This is a genomic window from Rothia santali (assembly GCF_024199905.1).
In the GTDB taxonomy this organism is placed as follows: domain Bacteria; phylum Actinomycetota; class Actinomycetes; order Actinomycetales; family Micrococcaceae; genus Rothia; species Rothia santali.
This window is the reverse complement of record NZ_JANAFB010000007.1, coordinates 1-13,570: the sequence shown is the minus strand read 5'-3', so window position 1 is coordinate 13,570 and position 13,570 is coordinate 1. Positions and strand designations below refer to the sequence as shown.

Sequence of the window (13,570 nt, the reverse complement as noted above, 5' to 3'; positions counted from 1 at the left end):
CGCTACGCGCCGGAGGCGAGGCGCCGCAGCGCCCCGGTCACCGTCCCCAGCTGGTCCGTGGTCCACAGCGGCGGCAGGGCCGCCCGGAGGAATCCGCCGTAGCGGGCCGTGGCGATGCGGGAGTCCAGGATCGCGACGACGCCCCGGTCGTCCGCGGCGCGGATCAGGCGCCCCGCCCCCTGCGCGAGCCGGATGGCCGCGTGGTACGCCGAGACCGCCATGAACCCGTTGCCCCCGGCCTTGCTCACCGCGCGCGTGCGCGCCGAGGAGAGCGGGTCGTCGGGCCGCGGGAACGGGATGCGGTCGATCATCACCAGCCGGCACGAGGCTCCGGGGACGTCCACCCCCTGCCACAGGCTCATGGTGCCGAACAGGCACGCGTCCTGGTCCTCGGTGAACTCCTTGACCAGACCCCGCAGCGAGGTCTCCCCTTGGACCAGCACGTTCAGCTCCGAGTGCTCGCGCACATACGCGGCCGCCTGCTCGGCGCCGCGCTTGGACGAGAACAGCCCGAGCGCGCCGCCGCCCGAGGCCTCCACGAGCTGCAGGATGCGCTCGAGCTGCTCCTCCGAGACCCCGCGCGCGGGCTTCGGCAGGTCCGCGGCGAGGTACAGCATCCCCTGCCGCGGGTAGTCGAACGGGGAGCCGACGTCGAGCCCCTCCCAGCGCGGAGCCTTCTCGCCGCGCAGGCCGAGCGAGCCGGCCACGGCGTCGAAGGACTGGCCGATCGCCAGCGTGGCCGAGGTCAGCACCACGGTGCGGTCCTCGAAGAGGCCCTCGCGCAGCCGGCCGGCCACGGAGAGCGGGGCGACGTGGAGCGTCGCCGGGTCGGTGTCCGCGGCCGGGACGTAGCCCGCCCCCGGCTGCCACCCTCCCACGCGGCTGATCCACACGACCTCGAAGCGGCCGTCCGCCCCCAGCATCCGCTCGGCCAGCTCGAGCACCTCGCTGAGCCGCGAGCGCGCCATCTGCCGGCCGGCGTCGGAGTCCTTGCCGTCCGGCTTGGTGTCGGACAGGGCCGCGCGGGCGGCGTCGCGCACCAGGACCATCGCGCGGCCGACGTCGGGGACCAGGCCCGAGGGCATGAGCTCGGCGGGCTGCCCCTCGCAGGCCGACTCCAGCGCGTCCGCGGCGGAGCCCAGCGGGTCCGAGGAGGCGGAGGTGTGCTTGCGCACGCCGCGGGCGGCCGCGCGGACCATCTGCACCGACAGCGCGCCGGTGACCGCGCCGGTCACCCGGTCCACCAGCTCGTGCGCCTCGTCGACGATCACGGTCTCGTGCTCGGGCAGCACCCCGATCCCCTCGAAGGCGTTGATGGCCAGCAGAGCGTGGTTGGTGATGACGACGTCGGCCTCCCCCGCCCGCTGCCGGGCGAGCTCCGAGAAGCACTCCTCCACGAGCGGGCACTTCCGGCCCAGGCACTCGGCGGCGGTCACGGAGACCTGCCGCCACGCGCGGTCGCTCACGCCGGGCAGCAGCTCGTCGCGGTCCCCGGTGTCGGTGGTCTCCGCCCAGGAGCGCAGCCGCACGACCTCGTCCGCCAGGCCCGAGGGCGCGGCGGCCGGGTGCCCCGAGGCAGTGGCGCCCTCGGAGTTCAGGGAGAACAGCGCGTTGGGGTCCTCCTCGTCCGGGTAGCCGCCCTCGAGCTTGTGCAGGCAGACGTAGTTGTTCCGGCCCTTGAGCAGCGCCACCTCGGCCGGGCGGTCCAGCTGGTCCTCGAGGGTCTCCAGGAGGCGGGGGACGTCGCGCGTGACGATCTGCGACTGCAGCGCCAGGGTCGCGGTGGCGACGACGATCGGCTTCTCGGCCTCGATGGACCGCTGGATCGCGGGCACCAGGTAGGCCAGCGACTTGCCCGTGCCCGTGCCCGCCTGCACCAGCAGGTGCCGCTTCAGCTCGAGCGCCTGCGCGACGTGGGCGGCCATGCGGCGCTGCCCCTCGCGGCGCTGGCCGCCGGTCCGCTCGATCGCGGTGTCCAGCAGCTCGAGCGCCGGCTTCGCCCCGGGGAGGGTCTCCGGCTCCTCACCCGTGGGCGCCACCGTCTGCGTCACGAGCCGGCCACCGCGAAGTCCCCGAGCTCCGCCGCCATCTCCGGACGGACGAGGACGGACATGCGGGTGCCGCCCTCCTCGAACTCGGTGTTCAGGATCTCCGCGTCCCACGAGTGCAGGCGGGAGACCACCGCGCCGTGGGTGTAGGGCACCAGGATCTCCATGTGGACGTCCGGGCGCGGGATGCTGTCCGCGATCAGCTGCTGGAGCTCCTCGATCCCCTCGCCCGTCTTGGCCGAGACGATCGCGTGCCGGGGCTCGCGCTGGCGCAGGCGCTCGACGACGTACGGGTCCGCCGCGTCGACCTTGTTGAGCACGATGATCTCCGGGACGTTGCCGGCGTCGACCTCGGCCATGACCTCGCGGACGGCGCGGATCTGGCCCTCCGGGTCCGGGTGCGAGGCGTCGACCACGTGCAGGATGAGGTCGGCGTCGGCCACCTCCTCCAGCGTGGAGCGGAACGCCTCGACCAGCTGCGTGGGCAGCGAGCGGACGAAGCCCACGGTGTCCGAGAGCGTGTAGCCGATGCCGTCCGGGGTCTGGGCCCGGCGCACGGTCGGGTCCAGGGTCGCGAACAGGGCGTTCTCGACCAGCACGCCGGCGTCGGTCAGCCGGTTCAGCAGCGAGGACTTGCCCGCGTTGGTGTAGCCGGCGATGGCCACGGAGGGCACCTGGTTCCGACGCCGGTTGAGCCGCTTGGTCTCCCGGGCCGGCTTCATCGCGGCGATCTCGCGGCGCAGCTTGGCCATGCGGGTGCGGATGCGGCGGCGGTCCAGCTCGATCTTGGTCTCGCCGGGGCCGCGGGAGCCGATGCCCTCGCCGCCCGCGGCGCGTCCGCCGGCCTGCCGGGACATCGACTCGCCCCAGCCGCGCAGGCGCGGCAGCAGGTACTCGAGCTGCGCGAGCTCGATCTGCGCCTTGCCCTCGCGGGACTTGGCGTGCTGGGCGAAGATGTCGAGGATCAGCGCGGTGCGGTCGATGACCTTGACCTTGACGATGTCCTCCAGGGCGCGGCGCTGGGAGGAGCCGAGCTCGGAGTCGACGATGACGGTGTCCGCCCCGGTGGAGTTGACGATCTCCTTCAGCTCGAGCGCCTTGCCCGAGCCGAGGAAGGTCCCCGGGTCCGGCTTGAGCCGGCGCTGCACCAGGCCGTCCAGGACCTGCGAGCCGGCGGTCTCGGCGAGCGCGGCGAGCTCGCGCAGGGAGTTCTCCGCCTCCGCGAGGGTGCCCCCGGACCAGACGCCCGCCAGCACCACGCGCTCGAGGCGCAGCTGGCGGTACTCGACCTCGGTGACGTCCTCCAGCTCGGTGGACAGCCCGCCGACGCGTCCGAGCGCCCGGCGGTCCTCCAGGTCCAGCTGCTCGCCGTCGGCGGAGGTGTGCTCGTTCCGCGAGGCGAGCTCCTGCGCCTTGCGGTCCAGGATCGAGGCCCGGTGCTCCTCCTCCGGGGAGAAGCGTCCGAGCACGCGATCCACCGTGGCCCGCAGCTGCGCGTCACTCGGCTGCGAGGCGCGGCGGTCAGCGGGTTCGGTTGAGTTCTCGTGGGGCATAGTGCCTTTCTGATGTGCTGGCGGTCTCACCGGGGTCCAGTGATTCCTCGTACTCATATTCTATCGCCGTCGCTCGCCGGGCGTCAGTGATCGGCGTCCCCTGTGGGCGAAGGCGGGATCCGGGGCCGGGGGCCGCGCCCCTGGCGTAAGATCGTGCGTCATGGCCGAGCACTACTTCTCCTCCCAGTCCGGACGCGACTTCACCCCGCAGCCCCTGACCGTGGACCTGGCCGGGGCGCCCCGGACGGTCGTGACCGCACCCGGGATCTTCAGCCCCAAGGGCGTGGACAAGGGCACCGCGGTGCTCCTGCGGGAGGCGCCGGCCCCGCGCGGCCCGCGGATGCTGGACATCGGCTGCGGCTGGGGGCCGCTGAGCCTCACCCTGGCGCTGCTGAGCCCCGACGCCGAGGTCACCGGCGTCGACGTCAACGAGCGCAGCCTGGCCCTGACCTCGATGAACGCCGAGCGGCTGGGGCTGGGGAACGTCAGCGCGCGGCTCCCGGACGACGTCGACCCCTCGCTACGCTTCGACACCATCTGGTCCAATCCCCCGATCCGCGTGGGCAAGGAGGCCCTGCACGGGATCCTGCTGACCTGGCTCCCCCGGCTCGCCCCGGGCGGCAGCGCCTACCTGGTGGTGCAGAAGAACCTGGGCGCGGACTCGCTAGCGGCGTGGCTGGAGACAGCACTCGGCGAGGGATTCTCCGTGGCACGCCTGGCGACGTCGAAGGGGTTCCGGATCCTGCAGGTCCTCCGCGCTGGCTAGCACGCGGAAACCTGGAGGACCAACGGGCCCCACGCTTCTTCAGGCCTCTCCGAACCCGAGCATCCTCGGCGCCCCGCGCCTCTTCGAGATGCGGCGCGGGGCGGGCGAGGCCGTCAGCCGATCTTCATCTCCCCCATCTCGTCCCAGCCCTCGCCTTCCACCTGCCGCGAGATGATCTTCGGGGTCGCGGTGAGGGCTCGGCGCATCTCGCCCTCGGCGGAGATCGCCCGGCGGAAGTGCTCGGATTCGACGTGCGGCCCTGCGGCGTCGTCGTCGAAGGCTTCCACCAGGACGAACTCGTGGGGATCCTCCAGGCTCCTAGACCATTCGAACCACTTGTTGCCAGGCTCCGCCCGCGTCGCTTCGGTGAATTCCTTCACGATCGCGGGCCACTGCTCGGCTTTCTCGGCTCTGACGGGAAACTTCACGACGATCAGAATCATGGTTCTCCTCCTGGAGGATCGGGTACTGGATGGATGGACTAGGGAATCGCGCGACCGGGGCGGCGGGTCACGAGAACTGCATGCCGCCGTCGACGAGCATTGTCTGCCCCGTGACGTAGTCTGAGTCCGGGCTGGCCAGATACGAAACCAGGCTCGCGACGTCCTCGGGCACGGAGACACGGCCCAGTAAGATGTCCTGCGAGTACTTCTTCAGCGCCTGTCCCTTCTCCAGGCCCTGCTCGGCGGCGAGCTTCTCGTCGATCAGGTCCCACATCGCGGTGCCGACGATGCCGGGGCCGTAGGCGTTGACCGTGATCCCGTGCTCGGCCCACTCCATCGCGGCGCCCTGCGTCAGGCCCCGGACCGCCCACTTGGTGGCGGAGTACGGCGAGAGCAGGGCGAAGGGGCGGAAGGCCACGATGGAAGCGGCGCCGATGATCTTGCCGCCGCCGCCCTGGGCGATCATCTGCCGCGCCGCCGCCTGGTAGGAGAGGAAGAGGCCGGTGACGTTGACGTTGAGAATCCGCTCGAAGTCCGCCTTCGAGTAGTCCACGAGGGCCTCCACCTGCGCGATCCCCGCGTTGGCGACGAAGACGTCCAGCCGCCCGCCCGCCGAGACCGCCGCTTGGACGAGATCCCGGGTGGAGTCCTCGTCGGTCACGTCCACCTCCGCGGTGGTGGCCGTCCCTCCTGCCCTCCGGATGCCCTCCACTGTCTCCGCCGTGCCATCGGCCATGTGGGGAAGGTCGGCTGCGACGACGTAATGGCCATCGGCGCCCAGACGCTCGGCGATCCCCCTGCCGATCCCTCGCGCCGCTCCGGTGACAACGGCGACTGTCCGTGTGCTGCTCATGGTGAGGCTCCTCTTCGTCCTTGAAGCAGTGGGACACCAGTGTGGGCAGGTGCCCGCCGGCTGCGGAACGTTCCTTCTCATGGGGCGAGAACGGCACCGCCGCCTTCGGACGGCTCAGCCTGTGCGCAGTGTGGCGCGAGCCGCGGGCCTGGACCCCATCCGGCGGTTTCAGCCCATGCGCAGATAGCGCGAGCAGCGTCCGGCGTGCTCCCTCAGCACGGTCTCGATCTGCCGGTGCCGGTGGGCGGCGTCGGGAGCGTGGATGCTCATCGCGATGGCAGCGACCGCCATGCCCATGCCGTTGCGGACGGGCACGGCCGCGCAGGTCTGGCCGGGTAGGAACTCTTCGTGCTCCCAGGCGATGCCCCGCGCGGCTACCTCGTCCAGATGGGCTTCGATGCCGGAGGGATCCACGAGGGTCTGCGGGGTGAGCCGAGGGGTCCCGCGAGCGCGGAGGTAGACCTCGCGCTGCTCCTGCTCCATGCCGGCCAGCAGGATCTTGCCGAAGGCCGTTGCGTGCGCCGCCTCGTGAAAGCCGAAACGCAACGGGCGCAGCCGTGGATGCTTCTCGCAGTCAGAGAGGTAGGTGAGCACGATGTCCTCGCCCCGGTAGACGGCGAAGTACGCGGCGGCCCCGAGACAGCGGTGCACCTGGTCGGCGGCGTGGCGGATGGGCTGAGGCGCGATGACCCGCTGACGGAAGGAGAGGCCGAGGTCGAAGCACTTCGGCCCGAGCTCAAAGCTCCCCTGCTCCTTGAGGTGCACCAGATAGCCGGCGACCACGAGCTCTTGCAGGTGCCGGTAGACGCTGGGCAGCGGGATCTCCAGGCGACCCGCCACCTCCTTCGCGCTCGTGCTACCCGAGGCGGCCACCGCCTCCAGGACGGCGAACGTCCGCTGCACCACTGCGATCTGTGCCATCTCGGACCTCCTCGCCTTCGCCCTTGAACCTCTCGGCCCTCCCAGCCCTCGCCGGCCCGCAGTTCTCATCTCATGAGAATACCGATGGATCGACGTATCTCAGGTCACATAGCCTCGTGTCTATACGGGACGACGGATCCACGGCGGACGCCGGCCACGGGCACCTCCGCAGGAGTGCCCGCGGCATCCTGCCTATCGTCACCCGCCAGATCGATGGAGATCAGCCGAAGGAGAGCCACCATGGCGTTCCCCGCCAAGTACCCCTCGCTCAACGCCGTCCAGATGACCGACGAGGCCCGCGAGACCCTCATCCGCGTCCTGCGCGTCGCCTTTCCGCACACTTGCGTGCCCGACGGCCCCTACGAGCGCACCGCAGATCGGATCCTCGCTGAGGCTGAGGCTGAGACCTGGTTCCGCGTCGCCCTCTCCCAGGGACTGCTCTCGCTCAACCAGCTCGCGGGAGGGGACTACCGCGAGCTGGACGACGACGCGGCGCTGCGGACCCTGCGGCGGGTGGAGGGCACCGAGTTCTTCGGCTTCGTCCGCCGCACCGCTGTCCTGAACCTCTACGACGACGCCGAGGTCTGGAGTTCGCTGGGCTACGAAGGCGCCTCATTCGACCAGGGCGGCTACCTCCACCGCGGGTTCGACGACCTCGACTGGCTGCCGGAGCCTCGGATCGAGTTCCCGTCCGACGCCGTGCCACCGGAGATCGCTGCTGGCGCGGCCCCGCTGCCCCCGGGCGGCCCGACTCCGCCGGCGGACTCGGTAAATCAGCCCGGAGCGACCGCATCCGACATGGAAGAGGTGAAGAAGTGATGACCGATCAGACCCAGCCCGGCCGGAGCACCACCGGCTACAGCGTGCCCGTCGAGGAGGAGGCCGTTGTCATCATAGGCTCCGGCGCCGGCGGCGGGACCCTCGCGTATGAGCTCACGGCCCGGGGCATCCCCGTCGTCGTCCTGGAGGCGGGCCCGCACCTGACCCACGAAGACTACGTCAACGACGAGTGGGAGGCCTTCAACCAGATGGCTTGGCTGGATCCGCGGACCACCTCCGGCTCCTGGCGGATCGCGCGGGACTTCCCCAACCTTCCCGCCTGGATCGTCAAGGCGGTCGGCGGCACCACCACCCACTGGTCCGGGGCCACTCCCCGGTTCAAGGCGCACGAATTCAAGGCCCGGGGCACCTACGGCCGGATCGAGGGCGCCAATCTCCTAGACTGGCCGATCGGCTTGGAGGATCTCGCCCCGTACTACGACCGTGCGGAAAAGGCGATGGGCTCCACCCACGTCCATGGGCGCAAGCCGCTGCCGGCCAACAACAACTACAAAGTCTTCGCGGCCGGCGCCGAGAAGGTCGGCTACAGGTTCTACGCTACTGGCCCGTACGCCACCAACGCCGAGGAGTACGATGGCCGCCCGGCCTCCATCCAGGACGGCTTCAACTTCCAGGGGGACAAGAACGGCTCCAAATGGTCCACCCTGGTGCGGGAGATCCCGCGTGCCGCTGCGACGGGGCTGCTTGACCTGCGCCCGGAGTCCCAGGCCGTCCAGATCACGCACGACGCCGAGGGCCGCGCCGACGCCGTCCTCTACCTGGACGCGGAGGGGAACCTGCACCGGCAGGCCGCCGCGACGGTGTGCCTTGCGGCGAACTCCGTGGAGACACCGAGGCTGCTGCTGCTCTCCGGCACCCCCAGCTTCCCCCAGGGCCTGGCGAACTCCTCGGGCCAGGTGGGGCGGAACTACATGCGACACACCACCGGCACTGTCTGGGGGCACTTCGAGAAGCCCGTGCGCATGTACCGCGGGGAGACGATGGCCGGGCTGATCGCCGACGAGTCCCTCCACGATCCGGACCGCGGCTTCGTCGGCGGTTACTACATGGAGACCATCTCCCTTGGTCCGGCTTTCATGGCGGCCTTCGCCGACCCCGGCTCCTGGGGTCCGGATTTCACCGCCCTGCTGGACAGGTACCTCAACACAGCCGGCATGTGGGTGGTCGGCGAGGACATGCCGCAGGAGGACAACAGGGTCTCCCTCAACACCACGGTTAAGGACGAGAACGGTCTCCCCGTGCCGAATGTTCATTTTGACGACCATCCCAACGACGTCGCCATGCGCGAGCACGGCTACGCCTCCGGGGAGAAGGTCTTCGGGGCGGTGGGGGCAACCTCGACCCACCGGACGCCGCCCTATCCTTCGACCCATAACCTGGGCACCGCCCGGATGAGCAAGCAACCGGAGGACGGCGTGGTAGACGGTTGGGGACGTGCGCACGACGTGCCGAACCTGTTCATCTCCGATGGCTCGGTCTTCACTACGGGGGCGGCCGCCAACCCGACCCTGACGATCGTCGCGCTGGCGATCCGGCAGGCTGAGTACATCGCCGGTCAGCTCCGATCCGGAGGGATCTGAGCCCGCCGGACGAGGGGCGAGGTGTGGAGGCGATCTTCCTCCGGCGGGCACCGGCCCCTCTAGCATCGGAACGGAAGCCGCCCGCATCAGCTCGAGGAGGAGAAGATGAGCGCACTGTTGCCAGAGGTCGACGAAAGTCTGATTGAGGCGCTGCGCGCCGTCGTCGAGAACGTCGGTGTCCGTGCGGCGGACCGGCTGGCCTTCGCCCACGACGCCTCGCACTACCTGCTCACCCCGCAGGCCGTCGCGACGCCCACCAGCGCCGAGGAGGTCGGCGCCCTGCTCACCGCAGCACGGCGACAAGGCTTCACCGTCACCTTCCGCTCCGGGGGCACCAGCCTTTCCGGCCAGAGCGTCACCGACGCCGTCCTGCTCGACACGCGCAAGGCCTTCCGCAGCATCGAAGTCCTCGACGACGGTGCCCGGGTCCGCTGCGGCCCCGGAGCCGTGGTGCGCGCGGTCAACGCCCGCCTGCGGCGACACGGCACCAAGCTGGGCCCCGACCCCGCCAGCGAGATAGCGTGCACTATCGGCGGCGTGGTGGCCAACAACTCCTCCGGTATGGCCTGCGGCATCGAGGCGAACACCTACCGCACCCTGGAGTCGGCCGTGCTGGTCCTACCCTCCGGCACCGTGGTGGATACGGGGGCCGCCGACGCCGACGATCACCTGCGCGCGGCGGAGCCCGGGCTGCACGCGGGGCTCGCCCGGATCCGCGACGAGCTGCGCGCCGACTCCCGCAGCGCGGAGACCCTGCGCAGGCTGCACTCCATCAAGAACACGATGGGATACGGTCTGAACTCCTTCCTGGACCACACCGATCCGGTGAGGATCCTGGAGCACCTCGTGGTCGGTAGCGAGGGCACCCTGGCCTTCGTGGCGGAGGCGGTCTTCCGCACCATCCCGATCAGACCCTACGCCGCCACCGCCCTGCTGGTCTTCCCCGACTTGGCGGCGGCGACCGCCTGCCTCCCGGACCTGATCGCCTGCGGCCCCGCCACGGTGGAACTGATGGATGCTACGAGCCTGCGCGTGGCACAGAGGGACCCGGACTGCCCCGAGGAGATCTCCTCCCTGGAGGTGGCAGAGCAATGCTCCCTGCTGGTCGAGTTCCAAGAGGGAGACGAGGGCCTCCTCGAGGAGCGCCTGCGCGCCGCGGAACCGCTCTGGTCCCGTCTGGACCTCCATGCGGCCGCCGCGTTCACCACCGATCCCGCCCGGCGAGCCGCTCTGTGGCACACGCGCAAGGTGCTCTTCGCGGCCGTGGCCGGCAACAGGCCCCCGGGGACCACGGCGCTGCTGGAGGACATCGCCGTCCCGGTGAAGCGGCTAGGGGCCACCTGCTCGCAGCTCATCGAGCTGTTCAATCGGCACGGATACGCCGATGCCGTCATCTTCGGGCACGCCAAGGACGGCAACATCCACTTCATGATCACCGAGGAATTCGGCGATGATCCGAATCCGCAGGACTTTTCCCACCTGCGCCGCTATGCGCAGTTCACCGAGGAGATGGTGGAGCTGGTCCTCGCCCAGGGCGGCACGCTGAAGGCCGAGCACGGCACCGGACGCATCATGGCCCCCTTCGTGGAGCGCCAGGTGGGAGCCGATCTGTACGAGGTCATGCGGCGGGTCAAGCGCCTTGTGGACCCGAACCGCCTCCTCAACCCCGGCGTCCTGCTCTCCGAGGATCCGGATGCCCATCTCAGGGACCTCAAAGTCGCCCCGCCGGTGGAGGAGGAGGTCGACCGTTGCGTCGAGTGCGGATACTGCGAACCGGTCTGTCCCAGCAAGGACCTCACCCTGACGCCGCGAGACCGGATCGTCCTGCGCCGCGAGACGGCCCGTGCCGAGGCCCAGGGGGACCATGAGCTGGCTCGGACCCTCAGACGCGAGTACGCCTACGACGGGGTGCAGACCTGTGCGGTGGACGGCATGTGCCAGACATCCTGCCCCGTCCTCATCAACACCGGAGATCTGGTGCGCCGCCTGCGAGCGGAGGAGGCGAGCCGGGTGGAGGAGAAGGTATGGCTCGCGGCGGCCAAGTCCTGGCGGGGCGTCAGCCGCGGCGGCGGGCTGGCACTCAGCGCCGCCGACGCTGTGCCGCCCGTCCTGCCCCGTCTCGCCACCGACCTGGCCCGCGGCGTCCTGGGTGCGGAGACCGTCCCGCGCTATACGGCCGACCTCCCTGCGGGCGGGCGGCCGCGCGACCGGGTCGAGGACCCGGCGGCCGAGGCGGTGTGGTTTCCGAGCTGCACGACCACCCTGTTCGCCCCCGTCGAGGGCGGCTCCGGGGTGGGCCGAGCCTTCGGAGCCCTCTGCGAGCGAGCCGGCGTCCCGATCAGAACGCCGGAGGGCATCGGATCGCTGTGCTGCGCGACTCCCTGGAAGTCCAAGGGCTACCGGGAAGGGTACGCGCAGATGCGCCGCAGGGTGCTCGACGCCCTGGCGGCTTCCACCGAGGGCGGGCGCCTGCCCGTCGTCTCCGACGCTAGCTCCTGCACCGAGGGACTGGCCGAGATGCTTCGTTCCGCGGAGGGAACGAAGGGCGAGGCCGGCCTGGAGCGGCCGATCCGTGTGATCGACGTCGTGGCCTTCACCGCCGAGCGGGTCCTGCCGCTCCTCGTCGAGGCGGGCGAGCTCCCTGCCACGGGGAGGAGGCTCCTGCGCTCGGTAACGATTCATCCGACCTGCTCCTCCACCCGGATGAAGCTGAATGGTGCCGTGGAACAGGTGGCCGGGGCGGTCGCGGAAGAGGTGCACGTGCCCGATTCATGGGGCTGCTGCGCCTTCGCCGGGGATCGTGGGATGCTCCACCCGGAGCTCACAGCCTCGGCCACCGAGGCGGAGGCCGCCGACGTGAAGAGGCTGGGGTCCGAGGCACACGTCGCCGCGAACCGGACGTGCGAGATCGGCATGACGCGGGCCACTGGGAGACCCTACCGCCATGTCCTGGAGCTGCTGGCCGAGGCACTGAGCTGAAGGCGAGCGTGGCCCTCGTGCGACCTGGCTCCGCCGCCCAGGAGGGCTGGCTGTCACGTGGCGGAGCACGTCGCGCGAGACCGACGGGCCGGTTCAGTCGAGGACCACGCGCCCGACGAGGGTCGCGGGCCCCGAGAGCACTACGTGCTCGAGCTCGTCCGGGCCGAGGACGAAGGTGGCGCCGAGCGTGCCGCCCGGCACCTCGATGACCCACTCGTCCGGTGCGTCATCCCCCGCCCAGAAGCGGGTCGCGGCAGCCGCCGCGCAGGCGCCGGTGCCGCAGGACTGGGTCTCCCCCACGCCGCGCTCGTGCACCCGCATCGCGATGCCGCCCACCGACTCGTCCCCATCCGACTCGACCGGGACCACGAACTCCACGTTGGTGCCGTGGGGCGGCGTCGGCCGGACCCCGGGCGCCTCGGTGAGACCGAGCTTCTCCAGCTTCGCCTCCCCCGCGAGCGCCACCACGGTGTGGGGATTGCCCATCGAGATCGACAGCGCCGGGCGCGGGGTCCGCAGGCCGCGGGCGGTCACGGTCGAGTCGCTGCCGTTGTCCCGGGCCTCGTCGCCGTGGATGAACCCCCAGGGCCCCATGTCCACGGCGTACCCCGTCTCGGTCCGCGCCACAGTCTTGGCCCCGCCGCGGGTCCCGATCGTCAGGCGTCCGTCCGCGTCGAGCTCGGTGAGGCCGCGGGAGAGCAGGTAGTGGACGAAGACGCGCACGCCGTTGCCGCACATCTCCGAGATCGAGCCGTCGGCATTGCGGTAGTCCATGAACCACTCCGCTCCCGGGGCGCCCGCCAGCAGCTCGCGCCCCTCCGGCAGGCTCGCGGAGCGCACCGCGCGGATCAGGCCGTCGGCGCCGATGCCGCGGTGCCGGTCGCAGACCGCCGCCACGAGGTCTGCCTCGAGCGGGAGCCCCGCCTCGGGGTCGGTCAGCAGGACGAAGTCGTTGCCCGTGCCGTGGCCCTTGGTCAGCTCGACGCCGGCCAGCTCGCCCCAGGGCGAGGCGGCGGGGGCGGCCGACGCGCGGGGGGCGGCGGCGTCGTCGGTGGACGCGGGCGGGGTCTGGGGCTGCGTTGAAGTCACCCTCGTGATTCTAGCCGCGGCCCGGGTGACCGTCACGTACGGCGCTCGGACTCCCGGATCAGGCCCAGGGCCCGGCGCAGCTGCTCCCCCGGGTCCTCGCGGAAGTCGATCCAGGCCACCCTCGGGTCGGCGGCGAACCAGGTGACCTGGCGCTTGGCGAACTGGCGCGTGGCCACCACCGTGCCCTCGGCGGCGGCCTGGACCGTGCTGGTCCCGTCCAAGACCTCGAGGAACTGGCGGTAGCCCAGCGCGCGCGAGGCGGTGCGGCCGCGCCGGAGCCCGACGGCGTCGAGCGCGGCGACCTCCTCGAGCAGGCCACGCTCCACCATCCGGTGGACGCGGCGCTCGAGGCGCCCGTGCAGCTCGGGGCGCGGGCCGTCGAGGCCGATCTGCACGGCCGGGCGCGCGTACTCGCGGCGGGGCATGAAGGAGGCGAACGGCCGGCCGGTGAGGCGGTGCACCTCGACCGCCCTGACCAGCCGCCGGTCGTCGGCCACG

General features: G+C 71.3%; 11 protein-coding genes. 4 read left to right on the top strand and 7 right to left on the bottom strand.

Annotation, left to right across the window (positions count from 1 at the left end):
• Positions 1-2 precede the first annotated feature (2 nt).
• Together NBM05_RS04205 and hflX are read right to left on the bottom strand one after the other, a co-directional pair.
• Complete coding sequence (locus NBM05_RS04205) at positions 3-2,051, bottom strand: ATP-dependent DNA helicase (protein WP_309248110.1); 2,049 nt, start codon at positions 2,049-2,051, stop codon at positions 3-5.
• A complete protein-coding gene (hflX, locus tag NBM05_RS04200) occupies positions 2,048-3,601 on the bottom strand; it encodes a GTPase HflX (protein WP_254165345.1) in 1,554 nt (517 codons plus the stop codon). Before hflX ends, NBM05_RS04205 begins: the two co-directional genes overlap by 4 nt.
• Before the next feature lie 160 nt (positions 3,602-3,761).
• Between hflX and NBM05_RS04195 the strand changes: the two genes are divergently transcribed.
• Positions 3,762-4,367 carry a class I SAM-dependent methyltransferase gene (locus NBM05_RS04195; RefSeq protein WP_254165344.1) on the top strand — a complete coding sequence of 202 codons (606 nt, stop codon included), beginning with the start codon at positions 3,762-3,764 and terminating at the stop codon, positions 4,365-4,367.
• A 113-nt stretch (positions 4,368-4,480) separates the two neighbouring features.
• On the opposite strand, the gene NBM05_RS04190 is transcribed toward NBM05_RS04195, so the two are convergent.
• From NBM05_RS04190 to NBM05_RS04180, 3 genes are all read right to left on the bottom strand, one after another.
• Complete coding sequence (locus NBM05_RS04190; RefSeq protein ID WP_254165343.1) at positions 4,481-4,810, bottom strand: putative quinol monooxygenase; 330 nt, start codon at positions 4,808-4,810, stop codon at positions 4,481-4,483.
• Between the two features lie 67 nt (positions 4,811-4,877).
• Positions 4,878-5,663, bottom strand: coding sequence for an SDR family oxidoreductase (locus tag NBM05_RS04185; RefSeq protein WP_254165342.1), 786 nt, complete (start codon positions 5,661-5,663; stop codon positions 4,878-4,880).
• 168 nt (positions 5,664-5,831) lie between these two features.
• Entirely contained in the window at positions 5,832-6,584 is a 753-nt protein-coding gene (locus NBM05_RS04180; RefSeq protein ID WP_254165341.1) for an IclR family transcriptional regulator, read from the bottom strand.
• A 240-nt stretch (positions 6,585-6,824) separates the two neighbouring features.
• Here NBM05_RS04180 and NBM05_RS04175 point away from each other — a divergent pair, with 240 nt between their 5' ends.
• The 3 genes from NBM05_RS04175 to NBM05_RS04165 all read left to right on the top strand — a co-directional run bounded on the left by NBM05_RS04175 (position 6,825) and on the right by NBM05_RS04165 (position 11,983).
• On the top strand, positions 6,825-7,403 hold the full coding sequence (locus NBM05_RS04175; RefSeq protein WP_254165340.1) for a hypothetical protein: 579 nt from the start codon (positions 6,825-6,827) through the stop codon (positions 7,401-7,403).
• Positions 7,403-9,004 carry a GMC family oxidoreductase gene (locus tag NBM05_RS04170; RefSeq protein WP_254165339.1) on the top strand — a complete coding sequence of 534 codons (1,602 nt, stop codon included), beginning with the start codon at positions 7,403-7,405 and terminating at the stop codon, positions 9,002-9,004. The genes NBM05_RS04175 and NBM05_RS04170 overlap by 1 nt, the downstream gene beginning before the upstream one ends.
• A 105-nt stretch (positions 9,005-9,109) precedes the next feature.
• Positions 9,110-11,983 carry an FAD-binding and (Fe-S)-binding domain-containing protein gene (locus NBM05_RS04165; protein ID WP_254165338.1) on the top strand — a complete coding sequence of 958 codons (2,874 nt, stop codon included), beginning with the start codon at positions 9,110-9,112 and terminating at the stop codon, positions 11,981-11,983.
• 93 nt (positions 11,984-12,076) lie between these two features.
• Here the strand turns inward: NBM05_RS04165 and dapF are convergent, their stop codons facing one another.
• Positions 12,077-12,976, bottom strand: coding sequence for a diaminopimelate epimerase (gene dapF, locus NBM05_RS04160; RefSeq protein ID WP_254165453.1), 900 nt, complete (start codon positions 12,974-12,976; stop codon positions 12,077-12,079).
• A gap of 128 nt (positions 12,977-13,104) precedes the next feature.
• Positions 13,105-13,570, bottom strand: a 466-nt coding sequence (locus NBM05_RS04155) for a tRNA (adenosine(37)-N6)-dimethylallyltransferase (RefSeq protein WP_302183682.1), incomplete at its 5' end; no start/stop codon positions are given.

Bases quoted from the DNA above. Each gene is read 5' to 3' on its own strand.
- hflX (WP_254165345.1), bottom strand. From the start codon at position 3,601: ATGCCCCACGAGAACTCAACCGAACCCGCTGACCGCCGCGCCTCGCAG.
- NBM05_RS04195 (WP_254165344.1), top strand. From the start codon at position 3,762: ATGGCCGAGCACTACTTCTCCTCCCAGTCCGGACGCGACTTCACCCCG.
- NBM05_RS04190 (WP_254165343.1), bottom strand. From the start codon at position 4,810: ATGATTCTGATCGTCGTGAAGTTTCCCGTCAGAGCCGAGAAAGCCGAG.
- NBM05_RS04185 (WP_254165342.1), bottom strand. From the start codon at position 5,663: ATGAGCAGCACACGGACAGTCGCCGTTGTCACCGGAGCGGCGCGAGGG.
- NBM05_RS04180 (WP_254165341.1), bottom strand. From the start codon at position 6,584: ATGGCACAGATCGCAGTGGTGCAGCGGACGTTCGCCGTCCTGGAGGCG.
- NBM05_RS04175 (WP_254165340.1), top strand. From the start codon at position 6,825: ATGGCGTTCCCCGCCAAGTACCCCTCGCTCAACGCCGTCCAGATGACC.
- NBM05_RS04170 (WP_254165339.1), top strand. From the start codon at position 7,403: ATGACCGATCAGACCCAGCCCGGCCGGAGCACCACCGGCTACAGCGTG.
- NBM05_RS04165 (WP_254165338.1), top strand. From the start codon at position 9,110: ATGAGCGCACTGTTGCCAGAGGTCGACGAAAGTCTGATTGAGGCGCTG.